This is a genomic window from Polyangiaceae bacterium, assembly GCA_020633235.1.
Classification (GTDB): domain Bacteria; phylum Myxococcota_A; class Polyangia; order Polyangiales; family Polyangiaceae; genus JACKEA01.
In genome coordinates, this window is sequence record JACKEA010000004.1 from 697,129 (window position 1) to 722,852 (window position 25,724).

The 25,724-nt window shown below is 66.7% G+C and carries 20 protein-coding genes; 9 read left to right on the plus strand and 11 right to left on the minus strand.

Going from position 1 to position 25,724, the window contains the following annotated elements; genetic code table 11:
* Nucleotides 1-5: 5 nt before the first annotated feature.
* Both H6717_24545 and H6717_24550 read right to left on the minus strand, forming a co-directional pair.
* Nucleotides 6-6,710 carry a hypothetical protein gene (locus H6717_24545; protein MCB9580221.1) on the minus strand — a complete coding sequence of 2,235 codons (6,705 nt, stop codon included), beginning with the start codon at nt 6,708-6,710 and terminating at the stop codon, nt 6-8.
* A gap of 40 nt (nt 6,711-6,750) precedes the next feature.
* Nucleotides 6,751-7,818 (minus strand): hypothetical protein, encoded by a 1,068-nt coding sequence (locus H6717_24550; GenBank protein MCB9580222.1) that lies wholly within the window; start codon nt 7,816-7,818, stop codon nt 6,751-6,753.
* A gap of 96 nt (nt 7,819-7,914) precedes the next feature.
* On the opposite strand from H6717_24550, the gene H6717_24555 reads away from it, so the two are divergent.
* Both H6717_24555 and H6717_24560 read left to right on the plus strand, forming a co-directional pair.
* A complete protein-coding gene (locus H6717_24555; GenBank protein ID MCB9580223.1) occupies nt 7,915-9,114 on the plus strand; it encodes a radical SAM protein in 1,200 nt (399 codons plus the stop codon).
* A 76-nt stretch (nt 9,115-9,190) separates the two neighbouring features.
* Nucleotides 9,191-11,071, plus strand: coding sequence for a S8/S53 family peptidase (locus H6717_24560; protein ID MCB9580224.1), 1,881 nt, complete (start codon nt 9,191-9,193; stop codon nt 11,069-11,071).
* On the opposite strand, the gene H6717_24565 is transcribed toward H6717_24560, so the two are convergent.
* The 3 genes from H6717_24565 to H6717_24575 form a co-directional block, all read right to left on the minus strand.
* Nucleotides 11,065-12,225 carry a class I SAM-dependent methyltransferase gene (locus tag H6717_24565; protein MCB9580225.1) on the minus strand — a complete coding sequence of 387 codons (1,161 nt, stop codon included), beginning with the start codon at nt 12,223-12,225 and terminating at the stop codon, nt 11,065-11,067. The two genes, H6717_24560 and H6717_24565, sit on opposite strands and share 7 nt — an antisense overlap.
* A 116-nt stretch (nt 12,226-12,341) precedes the next feature.
* The gene (locus H6717_24570; GenBank protein MCB9580226.1) at nt 12,342-13,841 is read right to left on the minus strand and encodes a CHAT domain-containing protein; all 1,500 of its coding nucleotides are present in this window, start codon (nt 13,839-13,841) and stop codon (nt 12,342-12,344) included.
* Nucleotides 13,842-15,031: 1,190 nt separating this feature from the next.
* Nucleotides 15,032-15,310, minus strand: coding sequence for a hypothetical protein (locus H6717_24575; GenBank protein MCB9580227.1), 279 nt, complete (start codon nt 15,308-15,310; stop codon nt 15,032-15,034).
* Between H6717_24575 and H6717_24580 the strand changes: the two genes are divergently transcribed.
* Nucleotides 15,309-15,611 (plus strand): hypothetical protein, encoded by a 303-nt coding sequence (locus tag H6717_24580; GenBank protein MCB9580228.1) that lies wholly within the window; start codon nt 15,309-15,311, stop codon nt 15,609-15,611. The two genes, H6717_24575 and H6717_24580, sit on opposite strands and share 2 nt — an antisense overlap.
* Nucleotides 15,557-16,198, plus strand: coding sequence for a nucleotidyl transferase AbiEii/AbiGii toxin family protein (locus H6717_24585; protein MCB9580229.1), 642 nt, complete (start codon nt 15,557-15,559; stop codon nt 16,196-16,198). Before H6717_24580 ends, H6717_24585 begins: the two co-directional genes overlap by 55 nt.
* 42 nt (nt 16,199-16,240) lie before the next feature.
* On the opposite strand, the gene H6717_24590 is transcribed toward H6717_24585, so the two are convergent.
* Together H6717_24590 and H6717_24595 are read right to left on the minus strand one after the other, a co-directional pair.
* Nucleotides 16,241-16,993, minus strand: a complete 753-nt coding sequence (locus H6717_24590; protein MCB9580230.1) for a hypothetical protein — start codon at nt 16,991-16,993, stop codon at nt 16,241-16,243.
* Nucleotides 16,990-17,691 carry a sigma-70 family RNA polymerase sigma factor gene (locus H6717_24595; GenBank protein MCB9580231.1) on the minus strand — a complete coding sequence of 234 codons (702 nt, stop codon included), beginning with the start codon at nt 17,689-17,691 and terminating at the stop codon, nt 16,990-16,992. The genes H6717_24590 and H6717_24595 overlap by 4 nt, the downstream gene beginning before the upstream one ends.
* 130 nt (nt 17,692-17,821) lie before the next feature.
* Here H6717_24595 and H6717_24600 point away from each other — a divergent pair, with 130 nt between their 5' ends.
* The 3 genes from H6717_24600 to H6717_24610 all read left to right on the plus strand — a co-directional run bounded on the left by H6717_24600 (nt 17,822) and on the right by H6717_24610 (nt 18,973).
* Nucleotides 17,822-18,190, plus strand: coding sequence for a hypothetical protein (locus tag H6717_24600; protein ID MCB9580232.1), 369 nt, complete (start codon nt 17,822-17,824; stop codon nt 18,188-18,190).
* Between the two features lie 86 nt (nt 18,191-18,276).
* Nucleotides 18,277-18,576 (plus strand): hypothetical protein, encoded by a 300-nt coding sequence (locus H6717_24605; protein MCB9580233.1) that lies wholly within the window; start codon nt 18,277-18,279, stop codon nt 18,574-18,576.
* Nucleotides 18,577-18,739: 163 nt separating this feature from the next.
* Nucleotides 18,740-18,973 (plus strand): hypothetical protein, encoded by a 234-nt coding sequence (locus H6717_24610; protein ID MCB9580234.1) that lies wholly within the window; start codon nt 18,740-18,742, stop codon nt 18,971-18,973.
* A gap of 410 nt (nt 18,974-19,383) precedes the next feature.
* On the opposite strand, the gene H6717_24615 is transcribed toward H6717_24610, so the two are convergent.
* Nucleotides 19,384-20,106, minus strand: a complete 723-nt coding sequence (locus H6717_24615; protein ID MCB9580235.1) for a DUF4336 domain-containing protein — start codon at nt 20,104-20,106, stop codon at nt 19,384-19,386.
* A 62-nt stretch (nt 20,107-20,168) separates the two neighbouring features.
* Nucleotides 20,169-20,324 (minus strand): hypothetical protein, encoded by a 156-nt coding sequence (locus H6717_24620; GenBank protein MCB9580236.1) that lies wholly within the window; start codon nt 20,322-20,324, stop codon nt 20,169-20,171.
* 467 nt (nt 20,325-20,791) lie between these two features.
* Here H6717_24620 and H6717_24625 point away from each other — a divergent pair, with 467 nt between their 5' ends.
* On the plus strand, nt 20,792-21,373 hold the full coding sequence (locus tag H6717_24625; protein MCB9580237.1) for a hypothetical protein: 582 nt from the start codon (nt 20,792-20,794) through the stop codon (nt 21,371-21,373).
* A 118-nt stretch (nt 21,374-21,491) separates the two neighbouring features.
* On the opposite strand, the gene H6717_24630 is transcribed toward H6717_24625, so the two are convergent.
* Together H6717_24630 and H6717_24635 are read right to left on the minus strand one after the other, a co-directional pair.
* A complete protein-coding gene (locus H6717_24630; protein MCB9580238.1) occupies nt 21,492-23,138 on the minus strand; it encodes a hypothetical protein in 1,647 nt (548 codons plus the stop codon).
* Nucleotides 23,135-24,163 carry a radical SAM protein gene (locus H6717_24635; protein MCB9580239.1) on the minus strand — a complete coding sequence of 343 codons (1,029 nt, stop codon included), beginning with the start codon at nt 24,161-24,163 and terminating at the stop codon, nt 23,135-23,137. The genes H6717_24630 and H6717_24635 overlap by 4 nt, the downstream gene beginning before the upstream one ends.
* Before the next feature lie 213 nt (nt 24,164-24,376).
* Here H6717_24635 and H6717_24640 point away from each other — a divergent pair, with 213 nt between their 5' ends.
* Nucleotides 24,377-25,465: a hypothetical protein gene (locus H6717_24640; protein ID MCB9580240.1), complete on the plus strand. Its 1,089-nt coding sequence runs from the start codon at nt 24,377-24,379 to the stop codon at nt 25,463-25,465.
* Nucleotides 25,466-25,724: the final 259 nt, after the last annotated feature.

Below are 25,724 nucleotides of genomic sequence, written 5' to 3' on the forward strand. Positions count from 1 at the left end.
CCAGGTCAGTATCGGACGGGGCGGCTGCTCTCGAGGCGCAGCCGAATGCGTGCCGATAGTGGCGGCAGGTTCGCTGGCGAGGGTGTGTGCTCAGGAAGCGACGCTCGCTCCGGGAGGCGCGGGGCGTGGAGAGAGCGCTCTCGAACGACTCCGCGCGCGCGATAGCTTCGCGTCTGCGTCGACTGACGAGACGTGGACTGCGAGCGCGACTGCGATGGGGAGGTGACCGTTACGCCGAGGGGCTCACTGCTGGCGCCTCCTCGAACCGTTGCCGATCCGCTGTTGGTCGTCGTGCCCTGGGTGGACCCCACCGTGCTGGAGTCGGCGATGGTGATCGTGAACGCCACCTCCGGTTCCGTGCCGATGGTTCGCGGCGTGCCGGTCACGGTGATGGTCGGCGAAATCCACGTCGGGTTGATCGCGATTTCCACATCCGCCGTCGGATCGAAGTACGCCTGTCGTTGCCCCTGTTCGTTGTCGGCAAAGGCAATGTGCAGCGTGATGGTCGCGGCCACGCGCTCGCGGCCCACGGTGCCTGGGGTCCAGGTGCGTCCGTGGTCCATGGTGTTCCACGCCGCTTCTCGCACCATGACTTGGTAGGTTTGTTCGAGGCGCGTGGGACCTTCCGCGGCCTGTTCCTCGGCTTCCGTCGGCGGATCCACGTTGTCGTCCCCACCCGGGGGCGAATCGGCGTCCGAGCTTTGCTCGCCGCCATCGTTCGCGGACTGGCTGTCGCTGGCGCCGCTCTCGGAGTCGGGGAACGTGAACTCCATATCGGACGGCTCGAGGCCTGGATAGGAGGAGCCTTGGGGATCCTCGTCCACGTTCATGCCGATGTCCGGGTCGTACTCCGGCTCGAAGCCCGTCGGGTCCGTGTACTTCAGCGGCGTGTTCCACACGTAGGAGTAGCGGTTGTACGCCTGGCCGTAGAGCGGCGCGGACACCAACGGATCTGGTGTCAGGAAGCTGCTGCTGAGCGGGTCGTACATGCGCCCCCGCATGTTCACCAGCCCGAGCTCTGCGTCATGGTCGTGTCCGGTGAAGCCGCTGGTGAAGTCGGCGGACGGCGAAGCGAAGGCCGGAAGACCATCGTTGTCGGTCTTGTCGCCGAAGGGGCTGAACTGCCTGCGCTCCACGAGGCCGCCGCCGGCATCGGTGACGGCCGCGCCGGACCCCACGTGATCGCCGTGCAGATAGCGGTACTTCTTGGAGCCTGTCTTCTCGCTGTACACGTACTCCGCGACGGCCTCCGTGTCGCTCGACACGCGGAAGGTGTGCACCTTGTCGTGGTCGTCGACTCGGAACTGGTACAGCTGGCCGATGCTGACCACCATGCCGTCCGGGGTCTTCTCGAGCACCCGCTCTTGATCGGCGTTGTAGTAGTAGCTGTGGACCTTGCCGGCCTTCTCCACGCGGCTTGGTAGATCGAAGGACTTGTATTTCACGCTCGACCACGGCGCCTGTGCGCGTCGGCCGTTCTTGTCGTACTTGGGCGTGAACGCTTCCACCACGCTGCCGGACGACGAGCGCTGGTAGCCGATCAGGGCGTTGGGTTGCGGCCCGCTGGCGTAATGCTTCAGCTTCTCGGCCAGGTCGAGCCCCCCGCCGGTGAGGTGCTTGTAGTTGAGGTTGCCGAGGGTGTCGTACTCGTAGGTGGTGCGGTACTCGTAGGCGCCGGAGCGCTTGCGCGTCCATTGCGTCAGTCGGTCCAGCGAGTCGTGCTCGAAGGTGTCGACGCGACCGAGGCCCGCGTCGTGGCGGTAGTTGAGGTTGCCGTTGGCGTCGTACTTGTAGTCGAAGCCGTACACCAGACCACCGCTCGAGGTGCGGCCGTCGATCTTGGCGAGACGTCCGGTGTCGATCTCGAATTTCCGCTGGGTCTCGATGCCGTTGCCGAACATCTCGTCCTCCACGCGGCCGATGGCGTCCCGCTGCTTGGCGATCCAGAGGGGTTTGCCCGTGCCGAGGTCGTCGACCTCCGCCAGAGCGCCGTTCATCCCGTAGCTCATCTTCGTGGAGAAGCGAGGCGTGCCCGGGGCCTTTGGGTAGTCCACGCGCTCCAGGCGCGATTCGGCGTCGTAGTGGTAGTCGACGTCATAGTCCTTGCCGTCCACCACGGTCGTGTCCCGCGACGGTCTGCCGTAGGCGTCGTACTGCGTACGTGTCTCGATGCCGTCGGAGCTCTTGGTGGCGTGGCGGACGCCGATCCACGGCGTGCCGGTTGAGCCCGCCGGTGGAGCATCCCAGGTGTAGGTGTCCGAGCCGTCGATGGAGCTCCGGCGCTTGACGCGGCCGAGCAGGTCTCGGTCGTAGGTAGTGGACTTCCCCATGTCTCGGCTCACCGGATCCTGCTGAGCGATGAGCTCGCCGAACCCGCTGTAGATCATGGTCCTGAGCCCGGCATCGGGGTCGTTCACGGAAGTCTGGCGCCCCAGAGTGTCGTAGCCCAGAGTGCGGACGTTGCCCTTGTCGTCCGTGATGGTCTCTGCCAGGTCGAAGGGCAGGTAGCCATAGCGGGTGCGGATCAGCTTGCGCGCGCCGCTGGACATCAGCACGTCCACGCTGTCGGTCACGCGACCACTCACGTCGAAACGCAGGAACGACTCGTTCCCCAACTGATCCCATGTGCGGAGCTCGTCCAGCTGAGGGCGCTTCGTTGCGTGGCTTCCATCTGGGAAGTCGATGCGTACGACTCGGTTCAGGCCGTCGCGCTGATAGTTGGTCCAGCGGCGGTTGGCGTAGTCGCGGAAGACGTTGCTCTGCTGCTTCAAGTTCCCGAGTACGTCGAACATGCGCTCCAGGATCGCGGGCTTGCCGTTGAAGGACTTCGCCGTGAGCCTGAAGGCGAGACCGACGGAATCGTACTCACTGGTGGTTTCCTCTCCCGTGTTGGAGCGGTGGCGCACCAGGTACGGTCCGGCGTAGCCGACCTCGTAGTCCGTGGTCGTCACGTAGCCACTGGCGTACTCCGTACGGCGTTCCCGGCCGAAGCCGTCGTAGGTCTTGTCGATCCGGAAGCCGTTGGGGTCCTGCAGCACCACGGTGCGACCGAGGGCCGGATGAACCGCGACCTTGGTCACGTGACCGAGGGCGTTTTTGTACTGCTTGGGGTAGAGGTACTCCGCGTCGTACTTCAGCTGCTCCGTACGAACCTGATAGGGTGCTTCCGGATCGCTCGGCGAGTTGAGCTCGTCGATGGAATCCACCTGGCCGTAGCTTCCGTAGTGGTAGACCGTCTCCTTGCGCAGCCGCGGATCGGAGGGTTCCACGATCACCCGTTCGATACGTCCTTGTGCGTCCGGCACCAGCTGAGTCGTTCGCTTTTCACTGCGGGTGTCCGGCGGGGCCGCGTAGCTCGTCACCTCTCGCTGGGTGGGCAGCCCAATGAGCCAGTCCGTCGTGCGGTTGTCATAGGTGGTGTGGAGCACGGTGCGAGTGCCCGTGGCTGGTATGGGCGCGCCGCCCGATTCGGGAACTACGCTGCCGGACTTCCGTACGTCCTGATTCGTGAGGTTCCCGAAGGAGTCCCAGGTGTTGGTGGTCAGCTTGGTGCGACGGGCCTTCGACGGGTCCAGCGTGGCCGGGGCGCTGCCCGAAAACTCGTAAGTCCGCTGGGCAACGTCGTGAGGGCGCACGCGGAACACGCGGTTTCCGAAGCTCCAGTCCACGTCGTAGTTGGTGTCTTCCGTCTCTACGCGCGTCACCGCGGAGTCGATCGCCTCGTCGTCGCGTCGTGCGATGGGAGTCGCTGCGAGCGGGTAGGCGCCGTGCTGACGAACGCCGATGCCATACTCGATGTTGGTGTCCCTTCCGGAGTCCGTCTGGAATTCGTGGCGCCGACCGAAGCCGAGATAGCCCCGACCCTGCACGTCGGTGCGCGCGTCTTCGTAGTCATAGAACGTATAGGTCAATCCGCCCGGGGCGCTCCGGGTGTACATGGAGACTACCTGTCCGCCCGCGCGCAAGCAGCGAACGGGGAAGGTGCAGCCAGTTCCCGGCCGGTAGATCTTCACGTTGGAGGTCGGCTCGAAGACGACGCTCTCGTTGCGATTCAGCCCATTCCTGACGTTGATGAGCTTGTCCGGGATCTGTCCGGCGCGGATCCAGACCTTGAACTCGCGCGTGGCCTGGTCGTACTCCACGAAGTCGGCTTGGCCGTCACCGCTGACGTCCGCGAATTGGTGCGTCCAGCCGTAGTACCAGCCGTGGGTGATGCCCTCCATCTCGTCGTACACGGTTTCCAGCACGGGGTTGGTGAGCGTGAAGGCTGCCGGCCGGGCCGCGAACTGCCGGCCGTCGGAGACGTAGATGACGGGGCCCGTATCGGTGGGCACCATGAAGTCGTCGAGGCCGTCGGAGTTGAAGTCGAAGATGCGCACGCCGTCGTCCGGCATCGGGTTGGCGGGCCACAACCCGGACTGCGTCTCCCGCGTCATCTGCAAGGAGTCGCGCTGCTCGTCGGGCGGCTGATAGCCGCCCACCGTAGCCAGGTACCAGGGGCCGAAGCCGCGGCCCGTGTTGATGCGAGCCGGAAGCTCGATGGCGCCGGTGGCATCGATGCGAACGCCGTTGGCGGCGATCACGTCCCGCAGGCCGTCGCCGTTGATGTCGAGGTACGTCGGGGAGAACGCACCATACGCGCTGGTACCAGGCAGCGCGGGCGCGAGATAGCTCAGGTTGACGTTCTCGGGAGTCGTCGGGTTGCCCGAGCCGTCCAGCTCCACGCTCTGGTAGCTACCGCCGGGCTGCGGCACCACGAGCTCCATGCGGCCATCGCCATCGAGATCGGTGGTGATGCTGAGCCGCCGGCTGTCCACGGACAGCCCCGCGAGATCCGCGTCGTAACGCTGCGTGTACGGCGTGATGGTGGACGCCGCGTTGGTGCCGAAGCCCGGAGCGCCCGCGCCTCGGCGGAAGGCCCAGTGGTAGTCGCTCCACTCCGTCGGTCCGGTCCAGCCCGTCACCTGGTTACCTTCCGACGTGAGGCTCAGGACTGGCACGGGTCGGTCGACGTTTGCGAACAGGTCGATGCGACCGTCGCCGTCGAAGTCTCCGAAGTAGCGGACGTCGGGCTCCCAGTTCGCCGGGGCTCCGACGTACGCGCTTCCGATGGTGTCGAGGAGCGCATTGCCCCGGAACGGCGAGCGGACCTCTCCCGTACGCGCGCTGAGCAGATCGGCCGCGCCGTCGCCGTCGAAGTCCAGGGCCAGCGGTGGGTTGTACTCTTGGGGTCCGGTGATCGTGTCTTCCGCGGCGTACGGTCCAAGCCGAGTGACGAACCCGGCCTGCAACCCCGTTGCGACGGGCGTGCCGAAGGTGCTGCCGTTGCTGTAGGCGATCTTCCATTCTCCGTCGACGTTGTACGTCTCCGGCTCGTTGCAGAATCCGCCGACGCCATTGTCGTCCACCCAGTGGGGGCCGTCACTTTCGATCAGGCACTTCTGGCGGGTGCCGTCCCAGAACAAGAGGTCCGTCTTGCCGTCGCCATTGAAGTCGGCGGCGCGCGTCTTGGGCATCTGGTTCAAGTCCGTTCCCGCGGACACGCCAGTTGAGCGCTCGACGTAGTTGTCGTAGCCGTTCTGCCAGATGAGCTCCGTGGACGGCAGGCATGCGCCGTGGGCGTCGCACATCGTGATTGCGTTCACCCGAGAACGTCCGTTGAGCGGGCTCTGCGAGTAGGTCAGTCGGTAGTTCCACACCGGCTCGATCGTCGTCGGATTTGGTGCGCTGGCCTCGATCGTGCTGAGCCGGCGACTGGTGCGCACATGGACGCCGGACATGTAGCGATCCACTGGATCGGGGCGGTTCTCGTAGTAGAAGTGCACCCTGCGGTACGCCGGAAGGCCGGTCTTGTGAAACGTGTAACGGATCTCCTGCGGGTAGTACTCGAGGGCGTACTGGTCGTCGTAACCCAAGGAGCTTGGGGCGCCGGTGTGCGGCACCACGTCGTAGTCGAAGCTCATGGAGTTGCCGGTACGGTCTTCCACACGCTCTAGCGCCCACGCCCACACGACGTCCCGCGTGCTCGGGCTGTGGCCCAAGAGGTCGGTATTCACCTTCTGTTTGGCGACGATCCTCCGCCCGTAGACCCAGACCTCGCCGTTCGGATGCTGCGCTTCGAAGCTCTCGGGAACGTTCATCCCTGGAACGGACCCCAGTGAGACGATCTTGGTCAGGTTGTCCTGCTCCAAGCGGTAGACCGCGCCGCTGGCACCGGCAGTCCCTTCCACGGCTACTAGCCGCGTACCGTTCAGACAGTATTCGTCACCAGGACCGAACTTCACGCCATCCGGCTGACCATCTTGCGCAACGGTCTTGCGGCAGGGGGTGATGCTGGGGATGCCGCTCAGCGACCACCCCACTCCGATAGAACCGTTATCGTTGCCGCCGCCATAGTGCAGCGCCAGCGAGGGTTGGATGCCAGCGCGGCCTTCAGGGACCAGCAGGGGCAGGGTGTATGAGGGCTGCCCGAAGGCGTTTACCGTCAGCTCGCCGGGTAGAGTGCCGACGCCTTGAGACTCCACCACCGATCCCGGTGGGAAGGACAGGTCCGAGGGGGGGAGGATGGGACCATCCTCTCCCTTTGGAAGTTTCTGCGCCGTGCTGGACGCGTTCGCGCCCGAGCCGCCGTCACTTCCACAGCCTGTCGCAGCCATGGCAGCGGCGCACAGCACACCGAAGAAGCTCGCTTGCCAGTGAGTCGTTCGCATGTGAGGGCCTTCGCGCGAAGGCCGCCGCATCCAACATCATTCAGACTTTGCTGAGACTCTGCTGAGACTCCGCTGAGAGTCGATGGTCCGCAGCGAAGCAGATTGCAAGATCCGTGATCCGCTGGCCGACCAGCTCGGGCCGGGGCTTCGTCAACGGAACCAGGGCCACTCCGCGCGGTGCGACGATCTCGTCGGCCACGGCAATGCGCTCGCCGTCCGTCCGCAAAGCAAGGCAGGTGCCTCGGTCGTCGATGACATGAAGCCGTTGCGCGAGCACGCGCCAGCGCGGCTCCCAGCCCGGTAGCTCGCTGGTCAACAGGGCCAGGATCTTGCGACCGAGAGCGAGCGTCTCCTCGCAATGGAGCGAGCACGGGGCGTGGGACACGAGCGCCAGCGGGCCGCTGAGCCACAGGCTTTCCGGCGGAGCCGGGGCCGACCCAGGCGGCGGCAGCAACGCTTCGAGCAGAGCTCGATCGTCCCGCAGCTCCAGGCGAGCGAAAGCGTTGCTGCAACACCGCGGATAGCCGAGCAGCGCACCGAGCTCTTGCTTGGCGGTCGTGGCATCGCGAGCCTCGAGCTGTTCCGCCAGCTCCAGCTCTTCCGTCCGCACGCTCGCGAAGATCACGATCTGGCCGTCGCCACCGCGCTGGTCCAGACGTCGAGTCACGAGGCCTTGCCGTCGAAGCCAAGCTTCGCTCATGCCGGCTTCCGCGTCCTCGAGCGCCTCACGCTTGATCACGCTGCGAAGCCCGGCGCGGAGCGCTGCCAGCTCGGGGTCGAAGGGGATCACGCCGCCCAGGTCTTCCCGTGGCGTACCGGCGCGCAGGGCCGCCGACCACTTGGGCAACGGGGGCCCTGCCGGGTTCACCAGCTCCGCATCCGGAACCAGCTCGAGCAGGACCCGTGTGGCTGCCGCCGTGTCCACCGCGCTCGCGCCCATGCGCTCAGTGAAGCTTCGTCCGAGCTGCTGCATCCAGTGCGCGAGCTCCGGCGCGAGGCTCTGGCCCGCGTGAAACAACGCGTGGCCGCCGCCGCGCGCCAGAGCACGGATCTTCGCTTCGGGATCCCAAACCAGATGCAGTGTGACGGCGTGGCCTCCACGCCGCACGGTCACAGTGCTTTCGCTACTGCCGCCCACCACGCCGCATCTTATGTCGCAAGGGCGCGAGTCGCACTCCGCAAAATCGGCGGCTACACTCTCGCCGTGGCCTACGACCCCGAAGCGTTCGTCGAGCACTTCCTCGGCGGCCGGTTGCCTGCGGAAGTAGGCGACGGCTTCGCCGCGACGGCGGCGCAGGCGGATCGCGTTCGCAATGCTCTGGACGTCGTCCTGGAGGGTCCTCATGGCGGCCGCGTCGTCGCGTTCGTCGAGCGGCGCGTGGACGGCGTCGAGTGCTTGACCCGCACGGAGCGCTTCAACCTGTCGTACTACCCGTCCGAGAGCATCTCCGAGGCCGATGCCGCCCGCGCCGTTCGCGCCCTCGCCGCCCGTGTGGCCACGGCCGAAGGCAGCGCGCCCCGAGCGCCCACCGTTGCCGCCGGCACGCTGGAGCTGCGCATCAATCGCGAGTGCAACGAGCGCTGTGCGTTCTGCAATACGCCGGAAGGCTCGGAGACGATCTTGCCGGGCCCCAACGCGGTGCTCGAGCTGCTTGCGGCGGAGCGCGAGGCGCACGACGCCGTGCTGCTCACGGGACGCGAGCCGACCCTCGAGCCACGCCTTTTGGACTACGTGCGCCGTGCGCACGAGCTTGGCTACGCGCGCATCCGGCTGCAGACCAACGGCACGCGCCTCACGGACCGCGCCTACCTCCGAGGACTCGTCGCTGCCGGTCTCACGGAGGTGGAGATCTCGCTCCACACCCGCTCGCCGGACACCTTCGAGCGGCTGATCGGCAAGAAGAGCCTGCTTCCGCGAACCGTGGATGGTATCGAGGCCGCGCTCGACGCGGGGCTGCGCTGTCATCTCGTGATGGTGGTGACCACGCTGAACCTCGAGGAGATCCCGGATCTCATCGCCTTCGTGGCGGACAGGTACGAAAAGCGCGTGCGGCACGTGACGCTCTCGCCGATGGCTCCGGTGGGCGATGGCGCCCAGGCGCTCCACTTGGTTCCGCGGCTTGGCGACATGACCCGGAAGCTTCCGGAGATCTTCGAAGCAGCGCGAGTGGCCGGCATCGAGATCGACGTTCCATCGCGCTGCGGCATGCCGCTGTGCGCCATTCCCGAGCGCTACCGCGAGCGCAGCGCGGAGAGCCACAATCGTCCAGGTGCCAACTTGGAGGCCGGCAAGGGCAAAAGCACGCGCTGTGCCGGGTGCCGTTTCGATGCGATTTGCACCGGTGTTTGGCACGCCTATTTGAAGCGCTACGGCGACGCGGAGCTGACCCCGATTCAGTCTTGAGGAATTGCTGAGGCCATGCTCAAAGTCGGGCGCCCGGTTTTTGGTATCCAGAAGCCGTGGGAGGGAGGAGATCGACATGAACACGGCGCTGAGGCTGACGACGACGTTTCTAGGGGCAGTGGGGCTTCTGCTGGGCTGCTCGGCGGCTGATCCGGAGCCGACGGGCTCCACGGCGGAGGCGCTTTCGTATTCGTGCCCGACGCAGACGGCGTTGTTCGAGCTGCCGGCGTGGATCCCGTCGTGTCCAGCGGTACCCGGCTGGTCCGCCTCGGCGGTGTTCCCGGGAGCGAGCGGCTCCCTCGCGCGCTTCTGTCGTTACACGACCACCAGCACGAGCCCGAACTTCAACACCCTGACGTCGACCCTCCAGGTGTTGACCAACTCCAGCAACGTGGCGGAGCCGGACTGTCCCGTGGTGGCGCCCTTGGGCTTCGCCGAGCATCCGGCGATCTGGAAGCCGCTGCGCAAGAACTACCTCACCCAGGCGTCGTACGTTCCGGATCTCCCGCCGGGCAAGAGCCACGTGCGCGTGGCGGTGTTGGACAGCGCAGCCAAGACCTTCTCGTCGCTGCAGACGGACACCTTTGGTCATGGTCGCGCCGTCGGCCGCGTGATCAACGAGCTTTCGTGCTCGCCGGGCGGCTTTTGCGCCAGCGAGATGTGGAACGTGCTGGCCATGCCCCACAAGACGCCCACCGATATCGATCAGGAATCCGGCGGTTACTTCGGCACGCGCGGGGAGCTGGCGACGGCAATCTACAAGGCCGTGGACGACTGGGTGTACGACTTCAACAAGTCTCCCAAGACGGTCCCGCCGCGTTTGATCCTCAACCTGAGCCTCGGTTGGGTGCCGGAGTACGGCGGGACGGATCCCGGCAAGATGCCCCTGCCCGCCGAGGCCGTGTACGAAGCACTGCAACATGCCGCCTGTTACGGCGTGCTCGCCATCGCTGCCGCCGGGAACGATTCCGGGGATGGCAGCAAGGGGCCCATGTTGCCGGGTGGCTGGGAGCAGTTCCCCGCGCCCACCAAGTGCAAGGGCTACAAGCTGCCCACCAAGTTCCCGCTCACCTCCGGCTACCCGGCGCCGCTGGTGTACGCCGCCAGCGCGGTGGACGCGACGGATCGCCCCCTTGCCAACACCCGCGTCAGCGGTCAAGCGCGCCTCGTCGCCTATGGCGACAGCGTGGTCACCACGGACACGCGAGGCTCCGGCATCACGGATAACCTCACCGGCTCCTCCATGTCGGCGGCCGTCGTGTCCGGCGCCGCGGCTGCCGCCTGGGCGTATCGCCCGGAGTGGACTCGGGATCAGCTGATGTCGGCGGTCACGGACTCCGCAGTGGAGCTCGTGCCCGGAGATCCCACCGGTCATAGAGTCGTTGATTTTTGTTTGGACGGCGCGGCTTGCGCCGCGAAGCCGCTCGCGCGGGTCTCGGTGTGCAACGCGGTCACCAAGGCGTACTGCGCGTACGGCTGCAGCGCGCAGCCCAAGTGCGAAACGCCGCCTGCTCACGCCGGCCTGCCGGCGTCCCTCCCGGACCCATCCAGCCTCTACCCCATGCCCGGCACCAGCATTGGCCCGACGTGCTCTCTCGGCACAGGCTACGGCGCGTGCGGCACGGAGGGGGAGACGGCCCTGTTCGCCCCGTGGGTCACGCCGCAGCCCATCCCGGGTTGTAACGTCTGCGCGCTCCAGCTCAGCGGGAAACTGTACCTGGATCTCACGAACCCGGGCTACACGGACATCCAGGCCATCACGCTGCTGATGTACGACGCCCGCTACAACGTGATCGCGAGTCAGCGCATTCTGTCGCCCACGGGGCGCCTGCCGTATCCCGAGCTGTTCTGGGTCGACGCCTACGTGCCCTACGGCACCGCGGCCGCAGAGCTGCGGTTCTACGTGGACGACGGCACGCGGCCCTACGCCACGCGCCAGCCGATCCGGATCTACTGAGCTGCCGGCGCCAGGTTCTGGGCGGTGGCCTGGGCCAGGCGCTGGAACGCCGCGCGCATGTCCGGCGGGTGCGGGCCCGCCGCGGCGGCCGTGGCGATCACACATGCGGCCCGGGCGGAACCGTGGGTCATGAAGAACTCCGCAAGGTCCGCCACGGTCTTGCCGACGTGATCCGGGAAGGCAGGTCGCGCCACCCGACTCACGACGCTCTCGAGGGCCTCCATGGTCGGGCCAAAGGCGTGGATGGCGACCCGCGCCTTCTCGAGCTCCGCGTAGGCCCACAGCCGCTCCGCGACCCAGGCGGCGTCCTCCGTTGGATCGGGGAGCGTGCTGCGATCGAAGGGAAGCGGGAGCTCCGCGGGTGCGTCGGGATCGGGCGTGGCCACGAGGAACAACGCCTCTCGGCTGATCACCCGCAGCGGCGCCAGGCCGGCGCGCTGACACATGGCCGCCAGCGTGTTGGGACTGAAGGAAACCAGGTGCACGTTCTGGAAGAAGTTCTCTTCCAACAGGCCGTAGGGCTGCACCACGTTGGGGACTTCGATCAGCAGCTTGCCTTCCGGCGCCAACAGACCGCGCAAGCGAACCAGTTGGCTCAGCGGATCGTGAAAGTGCTCGAGCACATGGAAGAGCTGGATCTGATCGAACGGCTCGGCCTCGGGATATTCCTCCAACGTGCCCTGAAAGCACGGCACGCCCGCCTGCTCCGCGGCTTGTGCCTCCGCGGGGCCGGGCTCTATGCCAAAGGGACGGATGTCCGCGCGCTCGCGCATGAGCTGCAGCGTGCGCGCGTGGCGACAGCCGATCTCCAGCACGCGCGCACCGGGCTGCGGCCGCGAGAGGGCCAGCGCGTTCGCGGCTTGGTTCTCGTGCCAGACGTCGAGGGCGGCTTGGTACTCCGGATCCCCCGGCCCGGCGCTGCCGCCGCTGGGCATGGGGTAGCGCACCTCGCCGTAGTGCTCGCGGTAGGTCCCGCGGTAGTAGTCCATCATCGCCGCGTGACTGGGTCGCGGAGTGACGTACACCAAGCCGCAGACCTCGCAGGCAATGTTGCGGACCTGCATGCCGAATCGTCCGTGGCTGCCCACCACGATGCCGTCGCGGCTGGCGCCACACAGCGGACAGTCCGGGACCTCGTCGCTGATCGGGATCATCGCGAGCCGTGCTGCAATTGCCGGGCCGTGGCCGCTGCCAGGACAAACGCGCACTTAGCGGCTGCCGGTGCCGGGGCCTTGGCGCGGGCTGCTCGCCATCGCGTCAGGCGGCTGACTCAAGGCACCAGGACGCGGTACGCCGCCCAGTCCGAGTCCGGTCGAGCTTTGTCCAGCGTTCGTTGAGCGCGGGTCAGGCTGGTGACCAGATCCTCCGCGGGATGCGCGTAGAGCTCGCGCATCAAGGCCGCCGCCAGGTCGTCCGCCACGGGGCGGGTGGGCGCGATGACTGCCTCCGCCCCGCGTGTGACGAAGGCCTGAGCCACGCCCAGGCTTTCGGGCCGCGCACCCCGATCCGTGCGTGCGGCTTCACACGCGGAGAGTACGACGAACCGCGGCACGCGGGACAGTGCAAGGATGTCGCCTACTCGCACCTCCGCCCCCGAGGCCAGGGCTAGAGAGCTTTCGCCTCCCGTAGGACCCGCGAAGGTGCCATGCCCCGCATAGTGAAAGAGCCCGGCGTGCGGCAAGCGCTCGAGCACATCGGCACGGGTTGCTGCGGGTCCTTCCAGCACCGTCGCGCGAGGAGCACCGAAAGCAGCTTCCACCCGTCGCCCCTCCTGCCGGGCGTGCGGGAGGTCTCCGCTCGGGTCGGCGACGATCAACACGGACTGACGTGAGTCCGCCCCGCCTTCGTCCCGTCCGAGATCCAACCCGTAGCTCACCCGGAGCTCGTCGACCAGCAGATGACCGTTCCAGGGCAAGCCGTGGAAGTCCACGGATGCCAGCGCACCGTACGGGTAGAACACGAGCGCTTCTGCTCCCTCGAGCTGCTCGTGAAACGGGGAAAGGAGCGACTGCGCCAGGGCCACTGGGCTCTTGGGTAGCGGGCTCGCGATGCGCGCGACGGACAATCCGGAAGGCGTTTCGCAGAACCCCACCCATCCGGAGTCCCGCGGGAAGTACAGAAGACGCACGCTGCCCGGCGCTGGTGGCGTTTCCTGCGATGCCTGGCCTTGTGGCACCAAGGCGTAGGCCTCATCGAGTGCCGCCTCGATCTCTTGCGTCCGCGCGCGCCGCGCCTGCTGCATGGCGGCCAAGCGGTCCGCCGGTAGCTCCCAATCCCCGGCGGATTCCCGCTCCAGCGCCGTGCGGGCTCGCAGGTATCGGCCCACGGCCCGCTTCCATTTCTGCGCCTGGCTGGGAGCGAGCTCGGCGATGCGGTCCACCCGGGCTGCCGCTCGGAGCACGCGGGCGCGCGCCCGGCGAGCGGCGCGGTAGGCATCCCGGGGTCGCCGCAGATCGAGATATAGCGCGACCAGCTTGCGGGACGTGGACTCGCGATCGGTGAGAAAGCGCCCCCTCCCTTCGGCGAGCGGCACTCGCAGCAAGGTCTCGTCGAGGACTTGTTCTGCCTGCTCCAGAACCTTCACGGCTGCGGACTTACGCTTCAACAAGCTAAGGGCCTGCGCTTGCCCCAAGAGCCCGCGCCAGCTTTCGGGCCGGGCTCCGCTATTGCGAGCGAGCTTGGTCTCTTCCTCGTACAGGGTCAGCGCCTGTGGTGCTTCGTCCCGCAGCAAAGCGAGTCTTGCGGCGAGATCTACTTGCCACAGCTTCATCGCGGGTCTCGCCGGACCAATCGCGTCGGCGAGCTGTATCTCTCTGGCGGCGGAATCTAGGTTTCGATTCTCGAGCGCGAGGAACGCCGCCACGAGATGCGCGTGCATGCGCCGAAAGGGATCGTCACAGCGTTCTCGAAGGTCAGCGAGTCCTCGCTCTACGTGTGATCTCGCTTCCGAGCCAGTATGCCCAGCACGAACAAGCACCCATGCGAAGTTCATGTGAAAGTCGGAACGCTGACAGGAATTCTGTTCTCGTAGCTGGTTCAGTATCGGACGCTCAAGCAAGACAGCCTGCTCGGGCTGGCCCATATCGGCGAGTAGAAATGCCTCCTGTTGGGTGACAATGCGCACAAGGTCCTCCATCTGTAGCCGACGGGCTCGCCGCCGTGCCGTCCTGAGCAAGACAAGTGCACCGCGGAGATTCCCGGCATTGGCCTCGACCAATCCCCGATAGTACGGAAGGTTTGCTCTGACCTCGGCGTCGTCCCTGGCGATGCGCGCGGCTGTGTCGAGGGATTGATTCGCGTCGACGAGTTGTTCAGTGCGGATTGAAAGTGTGTACGCAAGTGCCAACGCGTCCTTGCCGGCGTCGGACATTCGCTGGGCTCGCGTCGCGGTTGCGATAGACTTCGAAAAGTGTCGTCGTGCCTCGGAGATTCGGTCGGCTTCGAGCGCAATCCGAGCGAGTAGGCCGTGAATGCGGCCGTGGTCTTCCGTTGGCGCGCTCTGCAGAGCCTCTTCCAACACCCGTCGCGCTTCGTCGTCCTTCCCGGCCGTGCGCAGCGCGCGGGCGCGGCGCAGGGCTTCGGGCTCGTGGTACTCCGCGACCTGGAGCGACCACGTGCCTTGGCTCGCGGCGCTCAAGGTCAGGCTGTGGCTGCCGCGCGGAATGGTGACGCGAAACGCAAGGCCGCCATCCACGGGCCGGGGGTCCTGCAGCGGCGCCGCCGACCCATCGGTAGCTGCGGTGAGCTTGGGATCGCCGGGGACCCACAGGGAAAGCCGAGTCTCTCCGTCGATCTCGCACACCGGTCCCACCAGCACCGAGGCACAGCCCGAAAACTCCACCCCCTCGAGGCGCACGACGGCCGCGGCGGGCGCCGGGGGCCGCGACCGCGGGCGCAGCACGAAGGCCACGATGGATGCCAGGGCCGCGAGGGCGACCAGAGAAATGATGAGTCGGCGCGTCACTGCTCCGGCAGGAGCTTCACAGGGATCGCGACGCGCTGCCACCCCGGGCCGCGGTCGGGACCACCACGCACCAGGGCCTGGGGATCGGCTTCGATGGCGGCGGGGCGTCCGATGATGGCGATCGGCTGGCTGGGCCCTGGTCGCGAGCGCCTCCAGGGTCCACGCAGCGCGGCGGCCGCTACCGCCGCCGCGACTGTCGATTCCCCTGCGCTCCTCGCGCGTTGGACCAGCTCGCGATTGGGCGCTACGTCGAACAAGTGGTAGGTTCGATGCATGTCGATTCCCAGAAACATGCGCTGGCTGTTTTGGGATATCGATCCGTCGAGCATCGATGAGCGGCGAGACGCCGACTTCGTCATCGCACGCATTCTCGAACACGGCACGCTCGCGGACGTGAGCTGGCTGAGACGCAAATACGGCTTCGAGCGGATTCACGCCTGCCTTCGTGACGCGGGAAGCACCGAGCTGTCGCCGCGCACGATCAGTTTCTGGCGAGCATTCTTCCGCGCGGGTGACGAATCATGGGCAAAGCCAGCGAGCTTTCGGAAGCGCAACGCCGTGCTCTGGCCAGGCTGAAAGAGCTGCCAGGGCTTCGCGGCTTCTACCTGGCCGGCGGCTCCGCCGTCGCCTACCACTTGAGCCATCGACGGTCGAACGACCTCGACCTGTTCAGTGCTCGCGGCGATGCCAGTATCGAGCGCGTTGCAGATGAGTTGGGCCAGCTTCGTGGCGCCATCGTCGTCGCCCAAACCGATGCGGCTCTGAAGATCCGCCTCGGCGGCGTACTGATCGACATCGTCCGCTACCCGTACCCGCTACTCTCGAAGCCGTTGACAGGGCCCCAAGGCTTTCCCGTCGCGCGCCTCGCTGATCTGGCCGCGATGAAGCTGTCCGCCATTGCGACGCGCGGTATTCGCCGCGATTTCTGGGATCTGCACGAGATCCTCACGAGGTCACCGCTGACGCTCGGCGCCGTGCTGACCGCGTACGTCGAGCGCTTTGGTGTTCGCAAGGCCGACCTCTATCACGTCCTCCGAGCGCTCTCGTACTTCGACGACGCGGAACGCGGCCCGCTGCCGCGCGGTTTGACGAAGGCCCATTGGCGTTCGATCAGAGACTACTTCTCGGAGCAAGCGCCGAAGGCGCTGCGGGACCGCACCTGAGCCAGATCTCAGCGCCGGCCACAGAAATGATGAGTCGGCGCGTCACTGCTCCGGCAGGAGCTTCACAGGGATCGCGACGCGCTGCCACCCCGGGCCGCGGTCGGGACCGCCGCGCACCAGGGCCTGGGGATCGGCTTCGATGGCGGCGGGCCGTCCGATGATGGCGACCAGCGTCACGTCCCCCGTCTGCGCCCCGAAGACGTCCCGGGCAGGGGCGCGAAGGCGCAGCGAGCCGCCCGCGGAGGGCTCGGCCTGCACCGAGAGCGCTTCCAGAGCGCCCTGTCGCTCCACGAAAAAGCGCACCGTGACGTTTCCCTCCACCGTGGTGTCGGGGCGAAGCACTACCGTCAGCGTGCTGTCGGGCGACACCACGACGGGGCCCGCGGCCGGCGACCCGGAGCGGATCTGCTGTTCTCCGTGCGCGGCGATGGAGTAGCCGGGCAGCGCGACAATGGGCGCGGGCCGCGAGAGCCAGAACACGACGGCCGCCGCCGCCGCGAGGGGCGCCATCAGCAGCGCGGCTTTCTGCCACAGCGGTCGCTTCTCCGCGATGGACACCACGTTGGGCTTCGCCACCACGCGCTCGGCAATGCGATCCTGCGCCGCGGGCTCCAGCGGACGGAACAGCTCCAGCTGGAGCCTCAGTGTGTCATCCGTCTCTGCCTCTTTCTCGAGCGCCGCCAGCTCCTCGGAGGGGAGCTCACCACGGCACAGCGCGTCCAGTCGCGGATCGACATCCGCTTCTTGACTCTGGGCAAGCTCGCCCAGCTGCTGGAGGGCATCCTGGTCTTTCATTGGGATTTCTCCCGCTTGGGTATTCGCGGCGCTTCGGTGACATCTGACGCAGCATCGCCTTCTGCCGCCAGCTCCGCGGCCAGGTCGCGCACCGTGCGGCGCAGCCGGCTGCGCCAGGCGTAGATGGAATCCGGAGTCATTTTGCACTGTTCGGCGATGGTCTCGACCGCTTCCTCGCGCACGCACAGGCGGTAGAAAAGGTCGAGGCCCCGAGGCGACAGCCGTGCCCGAACGCCGTCCAGCAGACGCTCCAGCAGGTCCCGGGATTCCAGGATCCGCTCGGGGACGATCGAGCCCAGGCTCTCTTCCAGGGTGCGGTCGTCCTCCGGATCCTCGATCCAGGGGCTGCGCTTGCCGCTTCGCAAGATGGACGCGACCTGGCGCTCGGCGACCAACCCGACAAAGTTCTCGAGGGAGAGCCCTCGGGTCGGATCCCACGATCGGAGCGCGCGGGCATCGTCCGCGAACAGGGCGGCGAACACCTCCTGAGTCAGATCTTCGAGCTCCTGGCGCACGTCTCGCCCCCGGGTGCGCGCCGCAGATCGCATCAAGCCGCGCGCCACCCGCGCCTGCACGACCGGCGTCAGCTCCGTGATCAGCGCCCGCGCCGCCCCCGAACCCCCCGCGAGCGTGCGATCCAACAGCTGCCGCCCCGACGTCACGCGCCACCCCGCATCGGGATCGTGGATCGTCGACACCCAACGTGCGCTCGGAGGGCGACGTTGTTCGCGGTCCCCCCGAACGACGGATGAGACATTCGTTCGGCTCCCAGAAGCGCGTTGACAATAGCAGAGCCCGGGTAGAACATCTTTGGAACGGGAGGGCAAAATGATCTCGAAGACGAGAGCGGTTAAGCTCTTTTGTGTCCTGGGCATCGCCGCGCTGGCACCCACGCTGATGGCGCCAAGTCCCGGCTGCAACGTTTGCACTCGCTGGTCTGGGGTGCTGGATCCGTCCGGCTGGGTGCAGCACAGCGCAACGGTGAACAATGGGCTCCGGTACCAGGCGTTCGCCGACGTCGCGTCAGGCACGGTGAACGTGCGCGTGAACGGGCCTGTGACGGGCCTGTCGTGCAGCAGCAGCGGTACTCAGGGTTGGTGTGACTTCACGGCCTCATCCACCGGTCAGGTCACGGTGGACCTCACGGGGTCTCCAAACGTCGCATACACACTCACCTTCGGTACGCTACCGCGCTGAGCGGAAGGAAGGGCGGAATGATATCAAAGAGGAGAGCGATACAGTTGTCTTGTGCTGTGAGTATCGCCGCTTTAGCACCCACGCTCATGGCCCCGAGTCCGGGCTGCGATGCGTGCACGCGTTGGTCGGGCGTGTTGGATCCATCCGGCTGGGTGCAGCACAACGCGACGGTGAACAACGGGCTTCGGTACCAAGCGTTTGCCGACGTCGCGTCAGGCACGGTGAACGTGCGCGTGAACGGTCCCGTTACGGGCCTGTCGTGCAGCAGCAGTGGTACTCAAGGGTGGTGTGACTTCACAGCCTCATCCACCGGTCAGGTCACGGTGGACCTCACGGGGTCTCCAAACGTCGCATACACACTCACCTTCGGTACGCTGCCGCGCTGACGATGACGCCACGCATTGGAAGGCAAAAATGATCTCAAAGAGGAGAGCGGTTCAGCTTCTTTGCGTCCTGGGCATCGCCGTCCTGGCGCCCACCCTGCTGGCACCCAGTCCTGGCTGCGACTCTTGCACGCGTTGGTCCGGGGTCCTGGATCCGTCCGGCTGGGTGCAGCACAGCGTAACGGTGAACAACGGGCTTCGGTACCAGGCGTTCGCCGACGTCGCGTCAGGCACGGTGAACGTGCGCGTGAACGGGCCTGTGACGGGCCTGTCGTGCAGCAGCAGCGGTACTCAGGGTTGGTGTGACTTCACGGCCTCATCCACCGGTCAGGTCACGGTGGACCTCACGGGGTCTCCAAACGTCGCATACACACTCACCTTCGGTACGCTGCCGCGCTGACCACTCCGTTGTGCGGGGGAACAGCAAGCCGGTACACGACCGCTATTTCAGCACTTCGTCCACGTGGATCTTGACGTTGGGGAAGTGCTGCAGGCGGATGGCGTTACCCTTTCGGTGGGGAACGACTCGCGAGTAGCTGCCCGCATGCGGCTCGAGGTGCACTTCGATGCACTTCTCCGCGAGGCTCGATCGAGTACTCCGTCACACCGCACTCGGCGTACAGGCGTTGCTTCACGCCGCGATCCCGAGCCAACGAGGAAGGTGCGGCACAGCATCATTATGTGGACCAAACATAATGTGCAGGCGACATATTCATGGCGGGCGGAGCGCGGTTTCCGCGTCTTGCCAACATCAACCAGAAGAATGCTGGCTCGCCGCGGTAACAAGCGTTTCGGCGCCGTCGATTGGGCCTACTGCTCGGAGCCGAGCGGCTTTTGCCACGCGCGGCGCGCCACGGCCTTGGCGTCGGCCTCGATCAGATCGCCGTGAGCGATCACGATGCGCTCGAAGTCCCACTCGAGGATCCGCTCGAGGGACTTCTTGGCGGCCGCCTTGTCCTTCCAACCGATCTGGTACTCGGGTGCGGGCTTCGGGTTGTTCCACATGTGGAACACCGCCTTCCACCAGAACTTCAGAGCCCAGTTGGTGTGGGGAGTTTCGTCGCCGATGTTCTCGATCAGGTCGACGAGGATCAGCGTCTTGCTGGCGCGGTGCAAGAACGCGGTTTCCCAGATGAGGCGGTTGCCGCGCACCAGCACCTGATCGAGGTCCTCGTCCCAGGCGCGCTCGGCTCGATCCCCGAGGATCCAGTCGAAGTGCAGGTCCGGGCGCTTCCGCTCGATGCCCGGACAGATGTACGTGTCCGCGTCCGGGAATGCTTGCTGCCAAGAAGGCACGTGGAAGTAGTGGTAGCTGCCCGGCGCCACGATGAAGGCGACCGGGCCGAGCGCCGCAATCGCTTCCTTGGTCTCGGCGTCGATGGTCGACGGCGAGTGGATCCAGAGGCGCCCATCGCCGAGCCGAACTACCGTCATGCGCGCGTCGAAGTCGGTCCCGGCGTAGTGGATCGGATACTCTTTGAGCCAGATCTGACCCGGAACGTACTCGCGCAAGGGCGAGGCTGTGCCCGTCATGCCCGCACCATAACGCCGGGCGGCCGACGCATGGAAGCGGTGCGCGCGCTCGCACAGCACGTTCAGGACGGACAGTCCGGACCTGGCATGCACTCGCTGTGCGGCCAGCCGAAGGCCAGCGAGAAGCAGCAGACCTGGCCCGCCGTGCTGCAATCGCTCTGTTCGTGACACAGCGAGTTGCCCGCGGGGCAGCCGCCCTTGGCGCAGTACGTTTGCATGATCCCGCCGGACGGCATGCAGCACGATTCCCCGGAGCCGCAGTCCTCCGCGCCGTCGCAGCTCTCGGAAGGGCGCTTCGAGGTGCATTTCAGTGCCGGATGGCGCGCGGCGCGGAGTCTGCGCGCTGGACCAAGAGGGTGGCGCCCGGCTTGTCGTGACGTCATCGCGCTGGACCAAGGGCGTGGGCTTTGCCGGGGTGGACCCGCGGAATTGATGGGGTCTGGGGTGCACGGAAATCGGTTTACATAGCAACTGATCTAGGCGCATCCGAAGCCCCTGATCGTTGCATTCGACAGGGTTCGGCAGGCTCGAGAAGGGCAGAAGGGGGACGCGCGGGGGTCTTTGGCGTAGGAAAATCAGTTTACATAGCAACCGATTTGGGGGCGACCGATCCCCCCTGATCGGCGAGCTCGAGCTGGGCCGGAGAGAGAGCCTGAAAGCAAGACTCGAGCACGCCCAGAATCTGATGAGCCACGTGAGCCGGGAGCTGGAGGTCGTGGTCGAACGGGCGCTGGATGCGCTGATTCGCCAGCTGGAGAACATGCGCTGGGGCAAGACGGACAAGCCGCGCCGCTCCCGCGGCACGAAGCCGGGCGAGCCCGGCCGTGCGGCCCGGCGCGAGGTGTACGAGCGCGACGGCGCCCAGTGCGGCTTCGTGTCGGAGTCCGGGGTGCGCTGCACGGCGACGGCGTTTCTGCAGTACGACCACATCGAAGCCACCGGCATCGGTGGTGGCGATGGATCCTCCAATGGTCGGATCTATTGCAGAGGCCACAACTTGAACGCGGCCAAGAAGACCTTCGGCCGCGAGTACGTGGAAGAGAAGATAGGCCTTCGTCAGCGAAGGCGTTCAGACACCGAGGACACTACCGACGCCGAGGACACCGAGGCGCGGGAGAAGCAAGACAAGCTCCTCTTGGCGTTGACGACTCAAGGCTTCAAGAAGGCCGAAGCCAAGAGAGCGACGGAGAAGCTCGCTGGAGAAGCGCGCACCCTCTCGCGAGAAGAGCTGCTGCGTCGTGCCCTGGCGCTGCTCGTTCCGCGGTAGGCGGGCTGATTCCGCGCCGAATCGACAAGCCACCCGACGGGAAGATCGTCGTTGAGCCGCCGCTTTGCGTGAGAGGCCCGACTCAGGTGAGCATTGGGGTCAGTCGCTGGCGCCGGAGCTACTCCGTGCGGGGGAACCAGCGTGCGACGGTGCGGCCGGCGCGGAGCAGGGCGCTTCGCGCGGGATCGAGGTGGCGGGCGAGGGTGGCGATGCGGGCACGGGGTGCGGGAGCGCGGGACCGCAGGGTGTCGCTCTCTTCGATTCGACGTCGGGCGCGCTGGGCGAGGCGGTGCATGCTGCGCTCGAACACGCTTGCGAAGGCGTCCGGATGGGCCACGGTCTCCCAGATCTCTTGGCACACCTGCGTCACGTCGCCCTCGTAGAAGGCGAGCAGCGGCTCCAGCGCGTCAGGACGTCCGCTGGCGATGCAGGTGCGCGCGGCCGGTCCCACCATGGCCGAGAGCTCACAGGCGGCGCTGGCGGGCACGCGATGCGTGGCCAGGGCGTGGAGTGACATGTCGTGGGCAAGGCCCGTGAAGTGCTCCAGCCAATAGCCGTGCCCCACGCCCAGGCGCAACGCCGGCTCTGCGCCGGCATACAGCTCTGCCGAGCCCAGGGACACGCCGAGCGTGCCTTCCAAGAACAGATCCAAGAGCTCTTCGTCGGTCAGGCGCTGCGCCTCTCCCACGAACACGCGGGGGCGGAACGCCAGCGTCCGGACACCGTGAGCGGCGAGCAGCGTGACCAAGCTCTCGGGAGTGGGGACGGTGCGCACCAGGCCGTCGTCGTGAATGGCGAAGCCGAGTGACGCGAAGTAGTCGCGCAGCACGCGGCGATGCACCAGGGCGTGCGGCGCGCGGTAGTAGGGTGTGATGTGCGACGCGGCCACTGACGGAAACGTGACGGCGTAGGCCTCCGCGGGAGCAGCTTCGATGCGTCGCAGCACGACGGGCTCGCCGAAGAACTTGGAGGCCGCCTCCAGCGTTGGCCTGAGGGCGCGGGCTTCTTTGGCGAGCGGCTCCACCTCGGGATGGGCGGGGGCACCGAGTGTTACCGTGGAGGGTGGCGGAGCTTCCGAAGGGCGCACGGGCTCGAGCGAGAGCTTTGCATCGTCGCGCAGGGCGAGCAGCAGCTTTGTGAGCGCCACGGCGGCGCAGGCGCCCGGTGCCGGACCTTCCTGCGAGCCGAGCAGGTGGCGTTCCTCCACGTGGAAGTGCGTGCTCCCCGCGAGACCGCGACCGCCATCGGCCCGCGGCTCGATCGAGATCACGACGCGGCGATCGTCTCGCCGCGTGCCGAGCTCGAAGGCATAGCTCTCCGGGGCCAGTCCGGGATACGCGTCCAGCAAGCGAAAGCCGTGGACGTGGGGTCCCGCTTCGAGCTCCGGCAGCAGCGCGCACAGATCGGCCCGCGCGATCCGAACCCGCGCGGGGCGCGCGGCGAGCGCCGCGAGTCCCTGGGGGAACGCGAGGCCGCTGCGCTCGAGGCGCGCCTCGGCGGCGTGGGCCACGGTGGCCACCAGATCCGCCGCGCGGGCCCGATGCTCGAAGCTCCGCTCCGCCAGCTCACCCTCGTAGTACACGGAGCAATGACCGAGGCGTCCGAGCTTCCGCCGAGGTGCGTCCTTCGGCATCAGCACCACGTTGATCCAGCCGGCGCCATCCGCGGCTTCATAGCGGGCGACGACGCGATCCTCCGGCTCCAGCCGCACGTCCGTGAGACGCCAGCCCTCGGCATCGAGGACGATTCCCGCGATGTCCGTCACTCGGCGGCGTCCGCTCTGACGGGGATCAGCTCGTCCCAGCCGTAGCGCGCGAGGTAGTTCTTCCACACGCCTTCACAGCGGGAAAAGTAGCGGCACGAGCGGCATTCTTCGCGCTTTTCGCGTTCCGCGGCGTCGAGATCCGAGCGCAGCACCAAGAGCAGATCCTTGCCGGCGCCCTTGCCGCGACGTTCTGCGTGCTGCTCTTGGGCGAGCGCTGCTTGGCTGTCCAGATCGAAGTGACGGTACTGCTCGACGTAGCCGCGATTGAAATCGGGGACGCCCTCGGTGGTACACAAGGGGATGTCGACCAAGAATGCCGGTGGCCGCGCCTCCCCGACATCCAATAGAAAACGAGAGAACGCGCGGGCGATCTCGGTGTAGCGAGGGAAGAGCTGGTCGAAATAGGTGTTCGCCCGGCCGTTGGCCTGCATCACGTTGAACACCACCTGGTGCACGCCGAGGCCGCGGAGGAAGCGGTAGATGTCCTCGAGGTGCGGCAGGTTGCGGTGGGTGAGCACCGTGGAGGTGTGAAGCTCCACACCGTGCGGCGCGAGGCGGGCTGCGGCGCGGATGCCCTCCACGGTTTGCTCGAAGCTCTCGGGAGTGCGGGTGAGACCTTCGTGCAGGCGCTTTTCGTGACCGTGGATGGACACGTACACGCGATTGAGGCCGCGCTTGGCCAGCGCCACGGCATAGGGCAGATGCCCGAGGCGCCGGCCATTGGTCATCATGCTGATGCGGCGATAGCCGAGCTCCTTGGCCCAGCTCAGGAAGGTGGGCAGATCTTCGCGCGTGGTCGGCTCTCCGGAGGTGAAACACACCTCGAGGGCGCCTCGATGCTCTTCGAGCACCCAGCGCACCCGCTCCGGCGTCATCGCGGAGTTGTTCTGGTAACGACCCTCGCGATCTTCCTCCATGCAGAAGATGCAGTTGTTGTTGCACACGGCGCCGATCGGGATGTGCACCCGCTCGTCGCTCCGCTCCATGCGCTGGAGGATGTTCGGCTCGTCCTGCACCTTCTCCAATGGTCCCCTCGGGTCACGAGTGGGTCAAGGGCTTCACACGTGTAGGACTCGCACTTCAGGAAAGACGCCTGGTCCACACAGACGCAGATTCGGTTGTCATCCCGTCGCGCGTGCCAAGATCCCCGCCTCAGCCAGCTGACTCGTGGCCTCGGGCGAGATCAACGCCAGCATCACGCCTAGCTCTCCGCCACCGAAAGGGACGATACTCGTCCAGTGGCGGCGAAGCGGCCCGCGCGGGCGAAGGTCTTCTTTCATCGGCGGGGTCGTGACCCGGAGTCGGCGTGGTGCACCGCGCTGGAGCACGCGAACAACTACCGCGTCGACAACATCTTGTTCCTTCACGCGACGCCAATCTGCGACGACGTGATCGAAGCGCGTCCCTCGCGTGCGTTCGATGGCGCACTTGCCTACCGCCGCACAGTGAAAGCGGGAGGGCGGTACGCGATGATCCTGGACTATCCCGCGACGGCGCATCTGGGGAAGCTCCGCGTGTTCTTGTGGGACCGGTTTCAGGTCGTGGGAGAGGGATGCTACGGACCAGAGGGTGGCGAGCCTGGTCGGCTGTACCTCGCCGTACCGGTGCGACTCGCACCGAAGACGCTGTTCACCGCTGCTACCGCCGAATTCCCGGGGCTCATCGCCGTGCATCCCGAGATCCGCTTGAAGGGGGATGTCGCTGCGGCGCGGAAACGCGCGCCCGCGCGCAGAGTCGCTGCCGCCGGCCGCCGGAAAAAGCAAACCGAGAAGCAGCGAGACCCGTTCGACGCCATCCACGCGAACGACAAGCCGGCGATGGCGAAAATCTCGCGCAAGGACCTGACGCGGCGGGACGTGCAGGGTCGTTCGCTGCTGTTCATGGCGGTGCTGGAGGGGCGCGCGGAGCTGGTGAAGCAGCTGCTATCGATGGGAGCCAAGCCGAATCCAGCCGGTAAGGAACGCGCACCGCTGGTGGCGGCAGCCCTGCGCAACCGTCCGCGGGAAGCGAAGCTGCTGCTCGAGGCCGGCGCCAAGCCCCAGCGCGCGCTGGATCCGGACGGCGATCCGGTGCTGGTCACGGCGGCATTTCGGGAGGCGACGCCGGTGGTTCGCGCGTTGCTGAAGGTCCCACACCCGCGAGAGCACTTGTCGCTGGCGTTGCTGGAGGCGGCGGGGGTGGGCAACCTGCCGATCACCAAGCTCCTGGTGAAGCACGGCGCGGATCCCGAGTGGGTATCGAAGCGAGGAAACAGCGCGATCTCGGTGGCGCGAAAGAAGCGCCGCCGCGACGTGGTCGCCTATCTCCAGAGCTTGCAGAAAAAGTAACGCGGGCAGCGGGAGGGGCAGGCCCTCGGGGTCGTCAGCGCTCTTCGCGGACCGACACGAGGTGGCCGACGCTACGCGAGCAGGTCAACACCTCATCCAATGCGCGTTCACGACGCGCACGGCGAACGGACTCGGTCAGGACGGCGGAGAGAAGCTCAGGTTGCCGTTGCCAAAGACGTAGATGTTCACGGCAGCCGAGTGAGCAGGAGCTTGTGACCGGCCGATGCAAGGTGCGATGCGTTGGGTGCAATCCGTCGCT

Bases quoted from the DNA above. Each gene is read 5' to 3' on its own strand.
- H6717_24620 (MCB9580236.1), bottom strand. From the start codon at position 20,324: ATGCAAACGTACTGCGCCAAGGGCGGCTGCCCCGCGGGCAACTCGCTG.
- H6717_24575 (MCB9580227.1), bottom strand. From the start codon at position 15,310: ATGCATCGAACCTACCACTTGTTCGACGTAGCGCCCAATCGCGAGCTG.
- H6717_24585 (MCB9580229.1), top strand. From the start codon at position 15,557: ATGGGCAAAGCCAGCGAGCTTTCGGAAGCGCAACGCCGTGCTCTGGCC.
- H6717_24625 (MCB9580237.1), top strand. From the start codon at position 20,792: ATGAGCCACGTGAGCCGGGAGCTGGAGGTCGTGGTCGAACGGGCGCTG.
- H6717_24590 (MCB9580230.1), bottom strand. From the start codon at position 16,993: ATGAAAGACCAGGATGCCCTCCAGCAGCTGGGCGAGCTTGCCCAGAGT.
- H6717_24600 (MCB9580232.1), top strand. From the start codon at position 17,822: ATGATCTCGAAGACGAGAGCGGTTAAGCTCTTTTGTGTCCTGGGCATC.
- H6717_24565 (MCB9580225.1), bottom strand. From the start codon at position 12,225: ATGATCCCGATCAGCGACGAGGTCCCGGACTGTCCGCTGTGTGGCGCC.
- H6717_24545 (MCB9580221.1), bottom strand. From the start codon at position 6,710: ATGCGAACGACTCACTGGCAAGCGAGCTTCTTCGGTGTGCTGTGCGCC.
- H6717_24580 (MCB9580228.1), top strand. From the start codon at position 15,309: ATGTCGATTCCCAGAAACATGCGCTGGCTGTTTTGGGATATCGATCCG.
- H6717_24560 (MCB9580224.1), top strand. From the start codon at position 9,191: ATGAACACGGCGCTGAGGCTGACGACGACGTTTCTAGGGGCAGTGGGG.
- H6717_24570 (MCB9580226.1), bottom strand. From the start codon at position 13,841: ATGAAGCTGTGGCAAGTAGATCTCGCCGCAAGACTCGCTTTGCTGCGG.
- H6717_24605 (MCB9580233.1), top strand. From the start codon at position 18,277: ATGGCCCCGAGTCCGGGCTGCGATGCGTGCACGCGTTGGTCGGGCGTG.
- H6717_24615 (MCB9580235.1), bottom strand. From the start codon at position 20,106: ATGACGGGCACAGCCTCGCCCTTGCGCGAGTACGTTCCGGGTCAGATC.